This is a genomic window from Desulfosporosinus fructosivorans (genome assembly GCF_004766045.1).
Taxonomy (GTDB): domain Bacteria; phylum Bacillota; class Desulfitobacteriia; order Desulfitobacteriales; family Desulfitobacteriaceae; genus Desulfosporosinus; species Desulfosporosinus fructosivorans.
Genome location: NZ_SPQQ01000003.1, coordinates 609,944 through 625,460, shown reverse-complemented (window position 1 = coordinate 625,460; position 15,517 = coordinate 609,944). Strand labels below are relative to the sequence as shown.

Below are 15,517 nucleotides of genomic sequence, written 5' to 3'. Positions count from 1 at the left end.
TCGCGATTTTACTTCCCCTTCAACGGTTAATATTATACTAGCACCCCAATAAACAAAATTCAAGGGCAATTGAGGAATGCTTTGTTAGATAAGTTACGTTCTCACCTTTTTGGGTTATAATAAATCATTATCCTCAAAAACAAATAGTTACTCAATCATTGAATTCAAAACACGAGCAGCTTCGAGCAAGCTTGAGGGAGGGATTATATTCCCCTTTCTCAAGATACCCAATCGTTTCACGCCTTACTCCAACCTTTTTGGCCAATTGTTCCTGAGTGAGATCAATATCGTGTTCGAAGTTCTTATAATTCTCGTCTTCATTCACTCGCTCCCTTGAAGACTCTGACATTTTGATTATACATTTCACGAGTTATCCCAGTAATTAAGAAATTGAATGTGTGTGTGATGTGTTATTCTGATATATAATATATCAAAATAACTAGGTCAAATAAGGAGTGAAAAATGAAACTTAAAGGCTTTATCTTTGATCTGGACGGGACCTTAATAAATTCACTACCAGTTGTTCGCACCAGTCTTAATACTACATTATTAAAGTTCAGTGGGCGCGTTTACGCTGACCAAGAATTATCCTCATTATTTGGGCCTTCGGAAGAAGGCATCTTTAAAAAGTTGTTCCCTGATTCATGGAACGAGGTTCTAGAGTTTTATCTAAATGAGTATGACCGACTTCACCTGCCCTATGCTGAGCCTTTTCCAGGGGTCGCTGAGGCTCTAACCCTGTTGCATGAGCGTGGCCTGAAATTAGCCCTAGTTTCAGGCAAGGGCGCGGGTAGCATGGAAATTTCCTTGAAGCACTCAGGCTTAAAAGAATTTTTCGAGGTGATAATCACTGGCTCCGAGCACCATGCTAGTAAACCAGAACATATTAAACAAGTCTTAGAACTTTGGAATTTCTCACCAGATGAAGTCGTTTATATCGGGGACATCGCCTATGATGTGCAGGCTGCTAGAGAAGTTGGAGTTTTACCAATCAGTGCGCTCTGGGCTGAAACCGTACAAATACAAAAAGTATTAGCTATGAAGCCAGCCTACGCCTTTTATAACGTTGAATCGTTCAACGAATGGATCATTAAAACGATCATATGATTAAAAACAGGTCAAATAATTTTAAATAAGGTTGGCCGCGAACGCGACAACCTTATTCTCATTGCAATATTTTTGTAGAAGTGACAGCATATGCCGAAAGTAGGAATCTATATGTTCATTGGAGCACGCACAATTAAGACAGGAATTGCTGTGACAACCACATTCCTCATATGTAAAGTATTTCGTATTGAACCTGCTTCTTTTGCTGCTATTACTGCTGTCGTAAACATGCAACCGTCCGTCAGTAAGTCCTTAAATAATGCCTGGGAACAAATTGGTGTTCATTTACTAGCAGCAACGTTGTCCTTAATAATAGGTCTACTCTTTGGAACAAATCCAATTTCCATCGGTTCAGGGGTAATCATCCTCATTCTCTTATGTAACAAGATTGGTTGGTCAGGTGGTATTGTTTTGGGGATTGTATCGATCGTATTTATCCTTGATTCTCCCCCTGAAGCCTTCCTAACCCACGCGTTTGCCCGAACTCTTAGTATCTTTGTCGGAGTTGGGGTGGCCTTACTTATTAACCGTGTTTTAGCCCCACCAAGATACAAAACTAAATTACTGAGTACTCTCCACTCTCTTTTCCTGCTCACGTCAACCTATTTCTTAGAAAGTCTGCACACCTTTGTTCAAGCAGGAAACTTAACCTCCTTTCAAAAACCGGACCCGCAAGAACTTAATGATCTACTTGAAGAAGTGATCGCACTCAATGAGCATGCTCGGGAAGAAATAAACGTTGCAGACAATCCGAGATTAATTGAAAGACGCTTGGAAATTTGCCGTGGCTTCATCGAACGAGGGCAAAGTATTAATGAAATGACCTCCCAACGGGTCAAAAGAAGACAAGCAGCATATTCTGAGCAAGAACTCCATGAGATCAACGCAGAATTCCAAGGGGTATTGGATGTCTTGTCCGCCGGTAAAGATAAACTTGCTGGACTGATTAATACCCTTAGCTTAACAGCCTATCAAAAGCAAGATTCAGAATTATATTGTGAGGACATTTTTTACTGGGAATTGTTTGACAAGGCTATTGATGAGTGGAACCGAAAAGTCAGTGGCGTCTTTTATCTACGGGCCTTAATGGAGGTCTCAGTTGTCGCGACAGAACTGCGCTGGGCAGATCGCCGCACAAAGTCCCTACTTAATTTGCTCAATAAGTGAACTTGTTTCGCTAAAGTTTGAACATCGAAGGCATTCGTCACCGAAGTAGAGTGCAAGATACTAACTCCCACTTGTTGAAGTGGGAGTTAGTACGGTTAGATAAATCGTTCCAAAATCAAACAGTAGGGGAATTACTGAATTTACCCTTACTGTGTTGATTTTGGGATTGGACGACCCATAAAGAGTTTACCATTGAGAACCCCAACAACCGTATAGAAAAATGTATAGCACCAGAGAAGAATGAGGAGGATAGTTAAAAACGCACAAAACCAATACGTAAGGGGTGTCGAAAATATGCTGGCTATTTTCTGGCTTGCTATTGTATAGGCTGCCAAAGGAAAGATAAACGCCCACCACCCCAAACCATACGGAAACCCGCCTCTTCTAATGTGGTAGAAACAGATCATTGCAATAATTCCTAAAACCCAAATACCAAACCCCCACATGACCGCTGCTACCAGATACGCTAAATCTACGGATGCTAATATCCTAAGATTATTAGCATTATTCGCCGTATCGATGATGGCAATAACAGCCAAACCTACTGCACTCAATAGGATTCCGAAGGAAGGGGTTAATTCCGCAGGTGGAAGGGGATATTGGGCAAGCCGAACAAAAATTACTGCACTGATAAAGATAAATAAGAAAAATCCTATGCCAAGCATTGCTAAGTTCGTAATCAAAATAGACATACTCCATGTCGGCTGATAGTTTAAGCTCATTTTCAAAACACTGTTGCCTAGCAACAAAGTAGCCATATTGGCGATCGGCGCCATAATCCAGGAGAAGTTTGTTGTTTCTGGCGTGGGCGCCACTTCAATCTGCATGATTCGGAAAGTAGTATAGTACGTGAAAAAGGTGACTCCCACAATTCCTATCATCCAAGCAATAGTTATTAGCATAAAGGTAAGCGGTCCGCCGAAATAACCGCTCCAAATATTAGAGATATTAGTCCCTACGATGATTGTAGCCACGGGCATAGTTACAAAAAAATTACTCGTCACGGGATGATGAAGGTCCCTTTGGGCATACTTAAAAAATGATACCCAGCGGATAATCCAAGGGACGAGCATCAAAAAATATAGGACATCTGCTAATGCTGCGAGAATTATTCCTAGATTGAGTCCTGCAGAAAAACTATCTTGCCATTTATATAGAACGTTTGCGAGCCCTCCTGTGCCCATGACCACAGCAAACCAACCCGGTGCAAAATATTTTATGCCATGACGTTGTAGCATATTAAAATGTTCCTCCTTTTATCTTTTTAGTTTCAATTCTAAAAAAGGAATTAAACTATCTTTAGAGAATAACTAATTAATAACTTTGCTAAAAAGCACTGTTGATCAAATTCATAAGGAGTGTTAAACATGGATGATTTAGATGTTCTTCGTCAGGCCATTCTCAATGAAGTGGAAGGAATGGCGTTCTATGACCTAGCAGCCGAAAGAACCTCCAATCCGGAAGTCAAAGAGGCCCTGATCTTTTTGAAGGACCAAGAAGCCGACCATGAAAAATGGCTTAAGAACCTTTTCGAAAGACTTCTCCAAAAGAAAACTTTTGAGGATGAGTTCGTAAGTTGGCTGGATATTCAGCATAAAAACCAAACAGAACGAGAAAAGAAAGGTAAGTCACCTGAGTTGTTCGCTAAGGCAAAGGAACAATTTGAAGACGGCAAACTCTTCCAAACTGCCACTATGGATCTAGCCGTCTTTAAAGTTGGAACTTTAATGGAACAAGCTGCCATCGACTTCTATTCCCAGGCGGCTGAAAAAGCCATTTCCCCTGAAGCTAAAGCACTTTATGAGCGCCTCGTGAAATGGGAAAAAGTGCATCTAAATACTTTAAATGAAATTCACGAAACACTCACTCATCACTGGCTGGAAAATTATGAATTTTTTTACTCCCACGATATGTAAATGCCTTTTCAAGGCAATACTCTACACACCTCTCATAATTCGGCAAAATTCAATGTATTCCTCCTATTATTAGGGACACAATCTTTTGTTTGTAGTAATAAGGCTGGATGCAACATCGCTTTCAGCCTAACTTTTGCCTCTTTACTGCCCATTTCACAAATCCTCGACTAAAACACCTATAAACTTTCACAATTTAGACCTCTTTACTTAACATATTTTAGTTATTCTTATGAAAGTAGGTATTATAAGTAACTAAATCTATTAGTAACAGGAGGCTGTAATTATGGAAGACGACGTTCTCTCTACACAAAAAGACAATAACGACCCTGCTGACATCTCAGACGGCGAAAGACAGGAAGTAGAATTAGTACCCATTTCACAACAAAAACAACCAATCTATTACCATAAACCGAAAAGAAAAATTTTCGCATATGCGAGCCTCTGCTTAATTAGTGCTCTCATAGGTGGACTTACAACTGTAGGCGTAATTCCCTATATTTATCCTGCAAACGCGTCCCCAAACCAATCAGAAAGTACATCATCGCCGCTTACACAGGTCGCATATACTGCCAACGGAACCAATTTTCCTGTAGCACAAATCTCTAAGAATGTCGGCCCAGCGGTTGTCGGCGTTTCAAATTTCCAAACTAGTCGAGGGTCTATCGGAAATTCTGGTCTTCAAGAAGCTGGCAGCGGTTCTGGGTTCATCATTGATGCAAAAAAAGGGTATATTGCTACGAATAATCACGTCATTGAGGGTGCCCAAAAAATTACCGTTAGCCTAAGTGATGGCCGAAATTTAGAAGCTAAAGTCATTGGCGCGGATCCACGCACAGATCTTGCGGTATTACAGATTTCGGATGTATCCAACCTTACAGCAGTGACTCTGGGCGATTCATCAAAAGTCGAAGTGGGTGAACCCGTTGTCGCTATTGGCAATCCAGGCGGAGATGAATTTGCACGTTCTGTAACCACAGGGGTCATCTCTGCACTCAACCGCACACTTGCCCTCCAAGGTATGGCAAGTTACAATCTGATCCAAACCGATGCAGCTATTAATCCTGGGAATAGTGGTGGTCCGCTTGTAAATTATCAAGGTCAAGTCATTGGCATTAACTCGGTTAAATACGCGGAGACAGGCTTTGAAGGGATGGGCTTCTCTATTCCAATTTCAGATGCCCTACCAACATTACAACAGTTAATTACCTCTGGTGTCGCCAAACATCCAGCCCTCTTAGTAAGTACAGACGATCAATACATTGCCCACGCTACGAGTAACAATAAACCCTTGGGTGCCTATATTTCAGGTGTGACACAGAATGGGCCAGCCGCTAAGGCTGGGATTCTAAAAGGGGATGTTATCACCAAGATTAACAGTGGCCAAGTTCAAAATTCTTCAGATCTTGTTCGGGAACTCTATAAAAATAATGTTGGGGACAAAGTAACCATAACCTATATTCGCGATGGAGTGACGAAACAAGTAGAGGCAACGTTGGGAGAAATCGCCTCAAATCAGTAATCCCCCATCGCCTCAATTCTACTTAAGACTGGTGGATGAGTATATCCAAACCAAACAATGAACCCCGGTGGCGATACATCTGATAGATTTTTAGCGGCCAGGTTAATTTGCAACCGTACCACTGCTGCAGAATCCCCAGTTAACTCCAAAGAAACCTGGTCCGCCTGCTTCTCCATTTCTCGTGAAATATAGTTCTGAATTGGGTTTGTAACCATCATAATAAGCAGCAGAAAAAGCTGCACACTCGCCCATAATTGTAACCGATGATGCCCAGCTGTGGGTCTAAGCTTACTCAAATATAGAGCAAGAAGGCCCCAACTCAAGAAAGCCCCGACTACTCCTAAACTTAGCCCTTGAATAATATGTCCTTTCTGCCAGTGTCCCATTTCGTGGGCTAGTACCGCTTCAACTTCATCCAGAGGATAATTCTCAAGCAGATTGTCATAAATGACGATCTGCTTTGTTGTTCCTAACCCCATGAAATAAGCATTCGCCATCGTAGTGCGCCGACTTGCATCCATCACGAGCACTTCATCAACTTGGATTCCCGCCTTATTTGCTAAGTCCTTAACCATACTTATTACAGCAGGATTTTTAGCAGGTTCAAAGTGATTGAACATAGGAGATACGATCACCGGCCAGAGAAAATTCTGAAGTACAAGCCAAACAGCGAAAAGTGTCGCTCCGATAACCCACCATATTTTAGGCCAATGTTTAAGAATTGCAAAGAACAATAATACACCAAACGTTGCTAGGAATAAATCTAGCGCTGCACTTTTGGTATAATCTAACCACCAAGCAGCCAAAGTTTGAGTGGAAAAGCCCCAAGCTTGTTGCCAATAATAGTTTCCGAACAGAGTAAACGGCAATCTGAGTAAGCGCAGAAATAACCACAGGAGGAAAAAATACATCAAGATACTCCTCCAATAGTGACCACATCTTACTTCCACCCTCCGTGCGATCGTTGCACCTTTGCGACTGAAAACTAACCAACTCAAAACGCTCGCCTGCAGCATAAAACTCGTAATAAATAATACCCTGGGCACAAAACTATAGGCTCGAGCACTATGGGCTTGTTCTGTTGAAAAATAACGTAGGGCGGATGGATTAATCGGTCCAGGATAAAGTGCACTTTTCAGATATAGGGCGCAAAATGCCCCCGCCAAGACGATTAGGCCCAACCACAGATAATTCATTCTTCGCTCCAACGTTATCCCCTCAATTCTTTCTGATACCTAGAATCATATCACATCACCCTATAGTCCAAGCAATAGCTTTTTCGCTAAACGACTAACTGAACGAGACGTGTCCCGTAATGGAACACGTCTCTCGGCAGGCAGGCATTATGATAGATCTTATATAAAACCACTTCAATTAGTTATTTTCCTAACTATCTCTGCTGTTTCCTTTCTATTAGTAAACTTTTGAACGGAAATAATAATTACCCACACACTCAAGGCTAGCAAAGCAATGTCTGTGATGACCAACGGCCAGTTTCCCTTTGGCAAGTAAGTCTTGAAAAGAAGCATCAAGAGTGATGCCAACGTGGTGATCATCATTAAGATAGCTGGAATAATCGCGCGAACCAATATTTTCTGCTCTTGTTAGCCAACCAAATACTGACCACAATCAGGGACAAAGCTGCCAATAGCTGGTTAGCCGAGCCAAAGATTGGCCAAATGATCTTCCATCCGTTGTTCCAAGCCAAATAGAGCATGATTGCAACAGAAAGACCAGAATTAAACAAATAGGATTTCATAATTAATATTATCTTAGATCAAGATTAGAATGTTTTATAAAATTCTGACACAATAAGTTTTATGCCTAGCATTGTGTGGGTCTGGTCATACCCGTACTAATGATTCCAATAATACATATTTGCATTATCTTCTTCCTTTGAGTTATCCGAATGATCATAGAGTTCTTTACTATGTATATCTGGAATATTAAAATCTTTGATATCAGAGAAATTCCTCGATATTTTAACAGGGGTGTTGAGAGGGGTTATCGCATATAGATCTTCCATATCTGCATTATTTAATCTAATACAGCCCTGAGATACTGCTTTACCAATGCTAGCAGGTGAATTCGTTCCATGAATAGCATAATTTCTATTTGACAATTCCAGGGCTCTTGTCCCATACACATTCTCCAACTCAGGTACAATCTTATCGGGATTCATAACTTTTTTAGAAATATATAATTCACCCTCTGGCGTTGAGTCCTCTTTACCTAGGGCAACAGAATACATTCGGATAACTTGATCACCAGACATAACCGCTAGACTATGATTTTCCTTATTAATAGCAATATACATAGGTTCAAATGGAATATCCTTAGGATAGAGGAGATTAGGCTTTATCACATCTTTTATTGTAGAAACTAATTCGTTGTTAGCAGGAATTTCACTTAACGAAAAAAGCCACCCCCCATCTCCATTAAGAGAGGCAGCGACATTATTTTTGAATTTATAAGGATCTCTGGGGAATTCAGTTAAATAATTATTTGGAAATGGTTGATTAAGAGTCTTCAACTCTTTTGGTAGATAACCATTTTTTTGAACAAAATGGTATACAGCACTTCTCACAACAGTAGTTGTCTCCCACAGTTGCCGCTCCTGTCCGTCTATAAATGCCGTACTTTCTAAGGGATATATATAGACTTGGATACTCGTATTTCCACCCGCCCACAAAGCCATGCCTATTTCTTCTTTAAATTCATCTATTGCCAATACTTGTATAGAAGTTTTTGGTCCTCGCTCGTATTCTATTTTCAGATTGCTCACTAGCTCATTGACCAAGACTGGTTTAGTACTGCTTCTTTTAACTGTGATGATTTTCGGTTGATAATTCTTACTATCAGGAATAGATGTGGGTTTTTTTTCGATTACTTCATAGGGCAACATATAAATGTAATGATTATTGAGATAATTAGTTGTATTCGTATTTGATACTTTATAGGTTGTAAAATAAAGTGCCATGATAATACTTAAGATAATAGCGATTAAAAGCAAGCTAAATAAGATAAAGTCCCTTTTACCAAAGACGGAGTTATTGGTAATTGTAGCTGTCGATATATTTTGTTCCGTTGTTTTTATTTCTCGTTCCATTCTTAGAACATCAAGTCTTGCCGGAAAATAACCTCTATTAAAGGATCGCTTGATCAAATCAAATGCTTGTTTGATTATGTTACGATACACCATCAAATGCTGATCAAGTTTAGTTGTATAGTACTTACCTAAATGATGTTTTGCGTCGATTTCTAAGTCTAATCCAACATGATACATTGCTTCTTCATTTTCAGGTCGTCTATTTAAGAGTTTTCTCCAAAATTGAGGATCGCTCTTTGATAGATAATAGCCATTCGTGAGATCGTATAAATTTTCTTTAGTTTTGGCATTAAAGTCCAATTTAGCACCTCATTACTATATAATTTAACCTTCCTAGTACTAATGACTGAGACTAGAACTAAAATCAGCAACAATGGCATATGGTAATTATTTACATATTCAGTATATCTACTTTATACAGATTAATCAACCTTAAAATGTTTAAGAAATTTCTATATAGAAACCGATGGCAAAAAAACCGCCCATGGACTTATTGAGAACATCCAAGCAAAAGCCAACGAGGGACTCTTGCGGTTGGAAGATGAAATTCAAAATAGAGGTTATCGGGAATTAATCCCAATAACCTCTATTGTTTTACGATTATACTTCATCCGCATGTAACATCCGCTAAAGAGCATCTGCAGCGAAAGAATAACTAGCCATGATAAGAAATATACTTTTTCACAGTAACCTCACCCTATGAAATTATGCATACGCCAACGCATGTGCCGATAACTCATAGAATTAACTAATTGTGACTTAGATATCTTCATTTCCTTCATTGATATTTCTCCCCAATGTCATTTACCTTTATTTAGGCAATAAGCTTATGCCAAGGATTACCAAAACAGATAATCCTATGAATAACAGTTCATACTTTAACTTATTTAAAGTGTTTAACAAGAAAATTCGCCTCCCTGTCTTTAAAAGAATTGTCGAACCCCAATATATAGAGGGTACTAGTCATGCAAAAGGTTACACAAATCTCTTTATTCTCTTAAAAAAATATTTTATTATTCAGGAAGGAATTAAATAGGCTGAACGTGATTCGTTTTACCCAACAAAATAATGCCAGCGGGACTTCGCGTGGGACAATATATGATACAGAGGATACCGTTGTAAAGGATCTAATAGTGAACGGCAACCCAGCTATGATCTTCTTGCACAAGAACGGTCTAGATACCTTAACCTGGAAATTGAGGGATCTTATTCTTGAAATAACAGGTAAATTAACTGAAGAGGAAATTACTAAGATGGCAAATTCTATTAATTAAAAAGACATAGGAGTTCCCTCCCGGTTACTCTAATAAAGATATCCTCCAGACTGGCACCTTGACTGTGATGCAGATAATCTCTGGGTTAGAAATGATTTCTTGAAAGCGTTTATCCCTGCTGAGGCTGTCAAGCACAAATTCGTTGGTGCCATGTAATCCCCCCTTTTGATCGCCATTGAATAATTTTCGAGTTATACTTAACGCGAAAATTGCACTGTTTTTTTCTCCCAGACATGCTAAAATGCTAATAAGATTTCCTAGTAAAAGATCGGAGTTGGAGCGTTTGCTAAACCTAGCTGAACGAGTTATCGAATTAATTAATTACCAAACTGAAAAGGCCAACACTCATACCCGATATCGCAAACCACTTGTCGGGTTCGCCTCTGCCCATGATCCGTTGTTTGATCAAATGAAGGAAATCATCGGTCCCCATCATTTGCATCCCACGGAACTCCTCACGGATGCTCAAACGGTGATCTCTTTCTTCTTGCCGTTTGCCAAGACGATCATCACTGCTAATCGAGAAAGTCCCGGAATTGCTCGAGAATGGGCTGTCGCTTATCTAGAAACAAACACCCTTATCGCAACCATTAGTGCTACACTCAAGCGAGAACTATCAGCCCAAGGCATCAATGTGGTGACTCAACCAGCCACTCATAATTTTAATGAACAAGATTTGACGGCCCGTTGGTCGAATAAAAGTGTGGGTTTTGTCGCGGGGTTAGGCACCTTCGGTATCAACCATATGCTAATTACCCCCTCTGGATGCGGTGGCCGTTTTGGCAGCACGGTTATTTCTGCTAAAATCCCCCCCACTCCCCGCCCTACCCAAGAGAACTGTCTCTATCTTAGAAATTCTAAATGTCAGTTTTGTGTTACCAACTGTCCTACGGGAGCGTTGACAATCAAAGGTCTGGACAAACATCGATGTTATGCTCAGCTTCTCGAAGTGGACAAACAATTTCCTGACTTAGGGTTATGTGATGTTTGCGGCAAATGCGCCGTAGGACCCTGTGCATATTGCAACGAAGAATGAGCTAATATGCCCGTAATCCTTCCATCCTCTGGCTGCATTCGGCAAATCCTTTCCCAGTAAATACCCAAGAAGGCAGGCGATCTTTCGCGCCCTTATAATTGACACACTCACTTAAATAGACTTTAATTATCTAAGTTATTTTTATAAGAGTCTGAGGAGGAAGAATTAGTGAAGTTTCTAAATTTATTACTTTTGGCTATTCCCGCGAGTATTTTTCTGCAATTATCGGGGTACTCGCCCGTCTTGCTCTTTGTTGCTGCTGGTTTAAGCATCATTCCCCTTGCTGGCTATATGGGCAAAGCAACAGAAGAAATCGCCCTCTATGTTGGTCCTAGAGTTGGTGGCTTATTAAATGCTACCTTTGGTAACGCGGCAGAACTCATTATCACAATTTTCGCCCTAAAAGCTGGTCTTTATGAAGTGGTCAAAGCCTCTATAACTGGCTCAATCATCGGCAATCTTCTCTTAGTTCTAGGCCTTAGCATGCTCTTGGGCGGTTTTAAGTTTAAGATTCAGAAATTCAATCGGGCAACTGCTGGTGTGCATACTTCGATGCTGCTAATGGCTGTAACAGGCTTGATCATTCCCGCAGTCTTTCTTCAAACACACACTAATCCCGCTGCAGAGCCCTTTAGCCTGGGCGTTGCTGGGGTTTTAATGCTCGTATATGTACTTAGTTTAGTTTTTTCTCTTCATACACACAAGGATGTTTACCGACCTAGCTTAGAACATGCTGAAACTCCAAACTGGTCGAAACTTAAAGCCTTTACGGTTTTACTCGTTGCTACACTTTTTGTCGTTCTTGAGAGTGAATTTCTGGTAGCAGGAATCGAACCTGTGGTTAAAACTTTAGGTATCAGCGAACTTTTCATTGGAGTCATCGTGATCCCTATCATTGGTAACGCTGCCGAGCATTCGACCAGCGTCATTATGGCACTCAAGAACAAAATGGATATCAGTTTGGAAATTGCTATCGGCTCTAGTACTCAAATTGCGCTCTTTGTTGCCCCCCTCTTGGTATTCTTGGGCTACTTTATGGGGCAACCACTTGATCTAATTTTTACCACCTATGAACTTGTCGTCATCATCATGGCTACTGTCATTACCGCAATGATTAGCATGGATGGTCGCTCTAACTGGCTAGAAGGAGCGCAACTTTTATCGGCCTATGCTATCATGGCCATCGCCTTTCTCTTTGTGTAAGTTATTGTGTTTTACTGACAAAGATAACCCATAAGAGCAATTCATGAATTGACCCATAAAAGGACCGTGGCTGCGCCACGGTCCTTTTATGGGTCTTCGGAAATTTCAAATTCATAACCTATAAGCCCATATCCCTCCAAGTTGCTGTTCTAGGAGAAAGATCTTCCCTCTATCATCGAGTAAATTCCCTTTAGGATACCACCTACGGCCTCAGCCTCGTTATCAACGATGAATTCTATCATAAATAGGGCTTGCTAATTTATGGAAAAGTCTAGACTTCGCAAGGGTTTACAGGTAGTGTCTTAATAACTATGTGCATGGAAAAACAGCCTTTGCGTCAAAAACCGTGCCCATGGAGTTAAAATTCAAATGGTGCATCGATGCACCATTTGGCCTCTCTTCCCCGATGGGGGAGTAACTCACTGATTCAGTCAGCCATTTGCGCCACTCCCCATGGGGTACCAGCTCTTTGGTTTCCGCCAAACGCCGTCCGATCTCAACGGCGTTGCTAAGCAGCATTTTGCTCTTTGTTCCTTGATAAAGTTAATCTCGGACGCGATTTGCTCAGGCGTTCTGTTGGAAATTTCCATCCTCATACCGGCTGCCCATCCATTGCTATAGGATATGCCGAGCCCCAGACAAGCGTGAGGGCTATAGCGCCAATCCACCCTTGTCTAATTGCCCAAAGTCTGAGTTGGATATTAAGTCGGAAAATGTAATATTCTGGTTGCCTAAGAGGAAGAAAGGGAGTTGGTTAGCAAACCCTAAATAGAAATTCCCTATAGGGTAGACGTTTTTCAAACTGTCTACTTAAGGGGGTATAGTTCACTATAGGGTACACTTTAGTATACTGTAGGCCCTTTTTCGGTATAATAATTTCAGCCACTCAACTCTAGCCCCTAGCAGTAGAATAAGATGTACTTATACACATTTTCTACTCCTTAGAGCCCCTAGCCAAGAGGCGAGTCTATTTAGTTCTAAAAGAGGTGCGATGAATGTCCGAAAAAAGTGAACTCGTTCAACTAAAGTTGAACATCGAGACTTCGGTGAGAGACTATACCCCCGCCGAAGCAGAGTACGGGGCACCACTTCGACTTGTAGAAGTTGGAGTGTCACGATTAGATAACCAGCGGTTATGGAGAGTATTCAGCATTATCACGCTATTGCTCCTGGGAGTGGTTTGCACTGCGACAGAGGCGCAAGCCCAGGTCAATTGTCTGCAATGCCATGGAGATGAGGGTTCTAAAATTAGGAGTTCGGTGCACAGCTTTTTAAGTTGCACAAGTTGCCATACAAATATAGAAGGCTTCCCGCATCCCGTAGGAGCATCATTTAACAAAAAAGAAAGTGTTGCAACCTGTACAAGCTGCCATAAAGGTTTGGTTTCGGATAGTTATGCCAAGAGCTTTCATGGTAAAGCTGTACACCTTGGCAGCAAAAAGTCGGCAACTTGCATAAACTGTCACGGTGCACACGACATTTTGGGACCGGATGCCCCAGCTTCCAAGGTTGCCAAAGAAAATATTCCGCAAACATGTGCCAGCTGCCATAGTCAAGCATCACCTGGTTTTTCCGAGGGCCAGGAGCATTTCGAGTTGACGGCTACCGGTCCAGGAGCACCTATGTACTATACAGCCAATTTTTTTGTCTGGCTAACCCTTATAACGATCACGGCTCTAGTTATCCATATCGAACTACAATTATACCATAATCTGCGTACAATTCTGAGAGAACGGAAAGGGAGGTAAAAGCAGTGGGAAAAAAGCTCATTTTTCAGCGGTTTAATCTCCATCAACGAATTCAGCATATTGGGATGTTTACCAGCTTTATCATTTTAACAATCACGGGATTGCCCATCAAATTTGAGCGAAGCAGTATTTCCCATTGGATCGTCTCGATATTCGGTAGTTTCGATAATATGTTTGCCGTTCATCTGATGGCTGCAGCAGTTATGCTATTGGTTTCTGTTTATCACTTGCTCTATCTTGTGATTTATCCCTTGGTAACTAAAAAGCTATCCTTGGCGATATTGCCAAGTCCCAAAGATCTTTTTGATGTAGTTCATGACGTACAGTATTTATTGGGACGAAGAAAAGATCCACCCAAATTTGATCGTTACTCGTATAAAGAAAAATTCGACTATTGGGCCGTATTCTGGGGCATGGCAATCATGGGCGGGTCAGGTTTAATGATGTGGTTTCCTCAGATTTTCACCCAGTATATGCCACGGTGGATCATTGATTCGGCAAAATATGCCCACACTGACGAAGCCATCTTGGCTATCAGCGCTATTTTCTTTTGGCACTTTTTCAACTCCCACTTCAGCCCTAGATTCTTCCCAATGAATCATGTTTGGTACAGCGGTACAATGAGTAGAGCGGAAATGGAAGAAGATCATCCATTGGAGTTAGAAAGACTTGATAATGAAAGTGAAACATCCAACTAGGACATAAGCAAAGGAGGATAAATATGTCAGATTACTACAAATACAGAAAAAGTCTTCCTCTGACCATATTTCAGATGGTAATTTACGCAGTATTGCTTGTTTTAATTTTTATCTGGGGCGTCAAGCATACCCTCATTTAACAACCAAAGCATGATGATTCATCGAAATACTTACCATTTTCTAGACCAAAGTTAAGGGTATACAGGAATACAGAACACTTTGGTAAGCGCCCAGTCTTCAGACGCATTCGAGATTAGAGCGCTGTCCAAAGATGGACAGGTGCCCGTCTTTGGATGAGAGAAGAGAAAGTATATAATTGAAAGTAGTAGTTATTTTACTTTCTCTTCCTAAAATACGAATTTTGCACCTCGGAGGCCGCATGGGGCTGAAATGGGGTATGCTTGGGCGCAATAAAGACCCGCTAACCAAATATTAGCGGGTTTTATATAAGAGCACGTAATGATCTTACCTAACACCAATATAGATCCCTTATCACCCAAACACAATCTTTCGACCATGTTCAAGCAAATCACAACCCATATTAATGAGTCGTTCGACCTTACAAGATATCTACACAGCTACATACAACCTTTCGGCTGTATATAACCGACGTTCTTACACATGCATATATCTACCGACATATGGTTGAGTAAGAAAACTCAACACCCAGTAAAATCTTAGCTCGACCCTTTAGGATAAGTTGGAACCTTAAAACAATCGAAATCGACCGCCATAAAGCT

General features: G+C 40.9%; 15 protein-coding genes and 1 pseudogene. 9 read left to right on the top strand and 7 right to left on the bottom strand.

Translation table 11 applies throughout. The annotated features are described in order from the left end of the window. Nucleotides 1-151: 151 nt before the first annotated feature. On the bottom strand, nt 152-325 hold the full coding sequence (locus tag E4K67_RS11070; RefSeq protein WP_420841533.1) for a helix-turn-helix transcriptional regulator: 174 nt from the start codon (nt 323-325) through the stop codon (nt 152-154). A 137-nt stretch (nt 326-462) separates the two neighbouring features. Between E4K67_RS11070 and E4K67_RS11065 the strand changes: the two genes are divergently transcribed. Both E4K67_RS11065 and E4K67_RS11060 read left to right on the top strand, forming a co-directional pair. Continuing rightward, complete coding sequence (locus tag E4K67_RS11065) at nt 463-1,107, top strand: HAD family hydrolase (protein ID WP_135546552.1); 645 nt, start codon at nt 463-465, stop codon at nt 1,105-1,107. A gap of 90 nt (nt 1,108-1,197) precedes the next feature. Next, entirely contained in the window at nt 1,198-2,274 is a 1,077-nt protein-coding gene (locus E4K67_RS11060) for an FUSC family protein (RefSeq protein WP_243454416.1), read from the top strand. 146 nt (nt 2,275-2,420) lie between these two features. Here E4K67_RS11060 and E4K67_RS11055 read toward each other — a convergent pair whose 3' ends face one another. Continuing rightward, on the bottom strand, nt 2,421-3,512 hold the full coding sequence (locus tag E4K67_RS11055; RefSeq protein WP_135546550.1) for a TDT family transporter: 1,092 nt from the start codon (nt 3,510-3,512) through the stop codon (nt 2,421-2,423). Nucleotides 3,513-3,641: 129 nt separating this feature from the next. On the opposite strand from E4K67_RS11055, the gene E4K67_RS11050 reads away from it, so the two are divergent. Further along, a complete protein-coding gene (locus tag E4K67_RS11050) occupies nt 3,642-4,190 on the top strand; it encodes a ferritin family protein (RefSeq protein ID WP_135546549.1) in 549 nt (182 codons plus the stop codon). 283 nt (nt 4,191-4,473) lie between these two features. After that, entirely contained in the window at nt 4,474-5,709 is a 1,236-nt protein-coding gene (locus tag E4K67_RS11045) for a S1C family serine protease (protein WP_135546547.1), read from the top strand. Here the strand turns inward: E4K67_RS11045 and E4K67_RS11040 are convergent. The 4 genes from E4K67_RS11040 to E4K67_RS30615 all read right to left on the bottom strand — a co-directional run bounded on the left by E4K67_RS11040 (nt 5,703) and on the right by E4K67_RS30615 (nt 9,118). Next, entirely contained in the window at nt 5,703-6,905 is a 1,203-nt protein-coding gene (locus E4K67_RS11040; RefSeq protein WP_135546545.1) for a M48 family metallopeptidase, read from the bottom strand. The genes E4K67_RS11045 and E4K67_RS11040 overlap by 7 nt on opposite strands. 174 nt (nt 6,906-7,079) lie before the next feature. Continuing rightward, nucleotides 7,080-7,298 carry a hypothetical protein gene (locus tag E4K67_RS11035; protein WP_158408453.1) on the bottom strand — a complete coding sequence of 73 codons (219 nt, stop codon included), beginning with the start codon at nt 7,296-7,298 and terminating at the stop codon, nt 7,080-7,082. Next, nucleotides 7,268-7,426, bottom strand: coding sequence for a carbon starvation CstA family protein (locus E4K67_RS31510; protein WP_420841537.1), 159 nt, complete (start codon nt 7,424-7,426; stop codon nt 7,268-7,270). The genes E4K67_RS11035 and E4K67_RS31510 overlap by 31 nt, the downstream gene beginning before the upstream one ends. A gap of 138 nt (nt 7,427-7,564) precedes the next feature. Beyond that, nucleotides 7,565-9,118, bottom strand: coding sequence for a L,D-transpeptidase (locus E4K67_RS30615; RefSeq protein ID WP_135546539.1), 1,554 nt, complete (start codon nt 9,116-9,118; stop codon nt 7,565-7,567). A gap of 743 nt (nt 9,119-9,861) precedes the next feature. Between E4K67_RS30615 and E4K67_RS11020 the strand changes: the two genes are divergently transcribed. The 3 genes from E4K67_RS11020 to cax all read left to right on the top strand — a co-directional run bounded on the left by E4K67_RS11020 (nt 9,862) and on the right by cax (nt 12,331). Continuing rightward, on the top strand, nt 9,862-10,092 hold the full coding sequence (locus E4K67_RS11020; RefSeq protein WP_243454415.1) for a DUF4367 domain-containing protein: 231 nt from the start codon (nt 9,862-9,864) through the stop codon (nt 10,090-10,092). 283 nt (nt 10,093-10,375) lie between these two features. After that, nucleotides 10,376-11,128, top strand: a complete 753-nt coding sequence (locus E4K67_RS11015; protein WP_243454414.1) for an epoxyqueuosine reductase — start codon at nt 10,376-10,378, stop codon at nt 11,126-11,128. A gap of 168 nt (nt 11,129-11,296) precedes the next feature. Beyond that, nucleotides 11,297-12,331 (top strand): calcium/proton exchanger, encoded by a 1,035-nt coding sequence (cax, locus tag E4K67_RS11010; protein ID WP_135546536.1) that lies wholly within the window; start codon nt 11,297-11,299, stop codon nt 12,329-12,331. A gap of 360 nt (nt 12,332-12,691) precedes the next feature. Here the strand turns inward: cax and E4K67_RS11005 are convergent. Continuing rightward, nucleotides 12,692-12,927: pseudogene (locus E4K67_RS11005) on the bottom strand (DUF3102 domain-containing protein); the annotation flags it as partial. A gap of 399 nt (nt 12,928-13,326) precedes the next feature. Here E4K67_RS11005 and E4K67_RS11000 point away from each other — a divergent pair. Both E4K67_RS11000 and E4K67_RS10995 read left to right on the top strand, forming a co-directional pair. Further along, on the top strand, nt 13,327-14,079 hold the full coding sequence (locus tag E4K67_RS11000) for a cytochrome c3 family protein (RefSeq protein WP_243454413.1): 753 nt from the start codon (nt 13,327-13,329) through the stop codon (nt 14,077-14,079). Between the two features lie 5 nt (nt 14,080-14,084). Continuing rightward, nucleotides 14,085-14,777, top strand: a complete 693-nt coding sequence (locus E4K67_RS10995; protein ID WP_135546534.1) for a formate dehydrogenase subunit gamma — start codon at nt 14,085-14,087, stop codon at nt 14,775-14,777. The last annotated feature ends 740 nt before the right edge of the window (nt 14,778-15,517 follow it).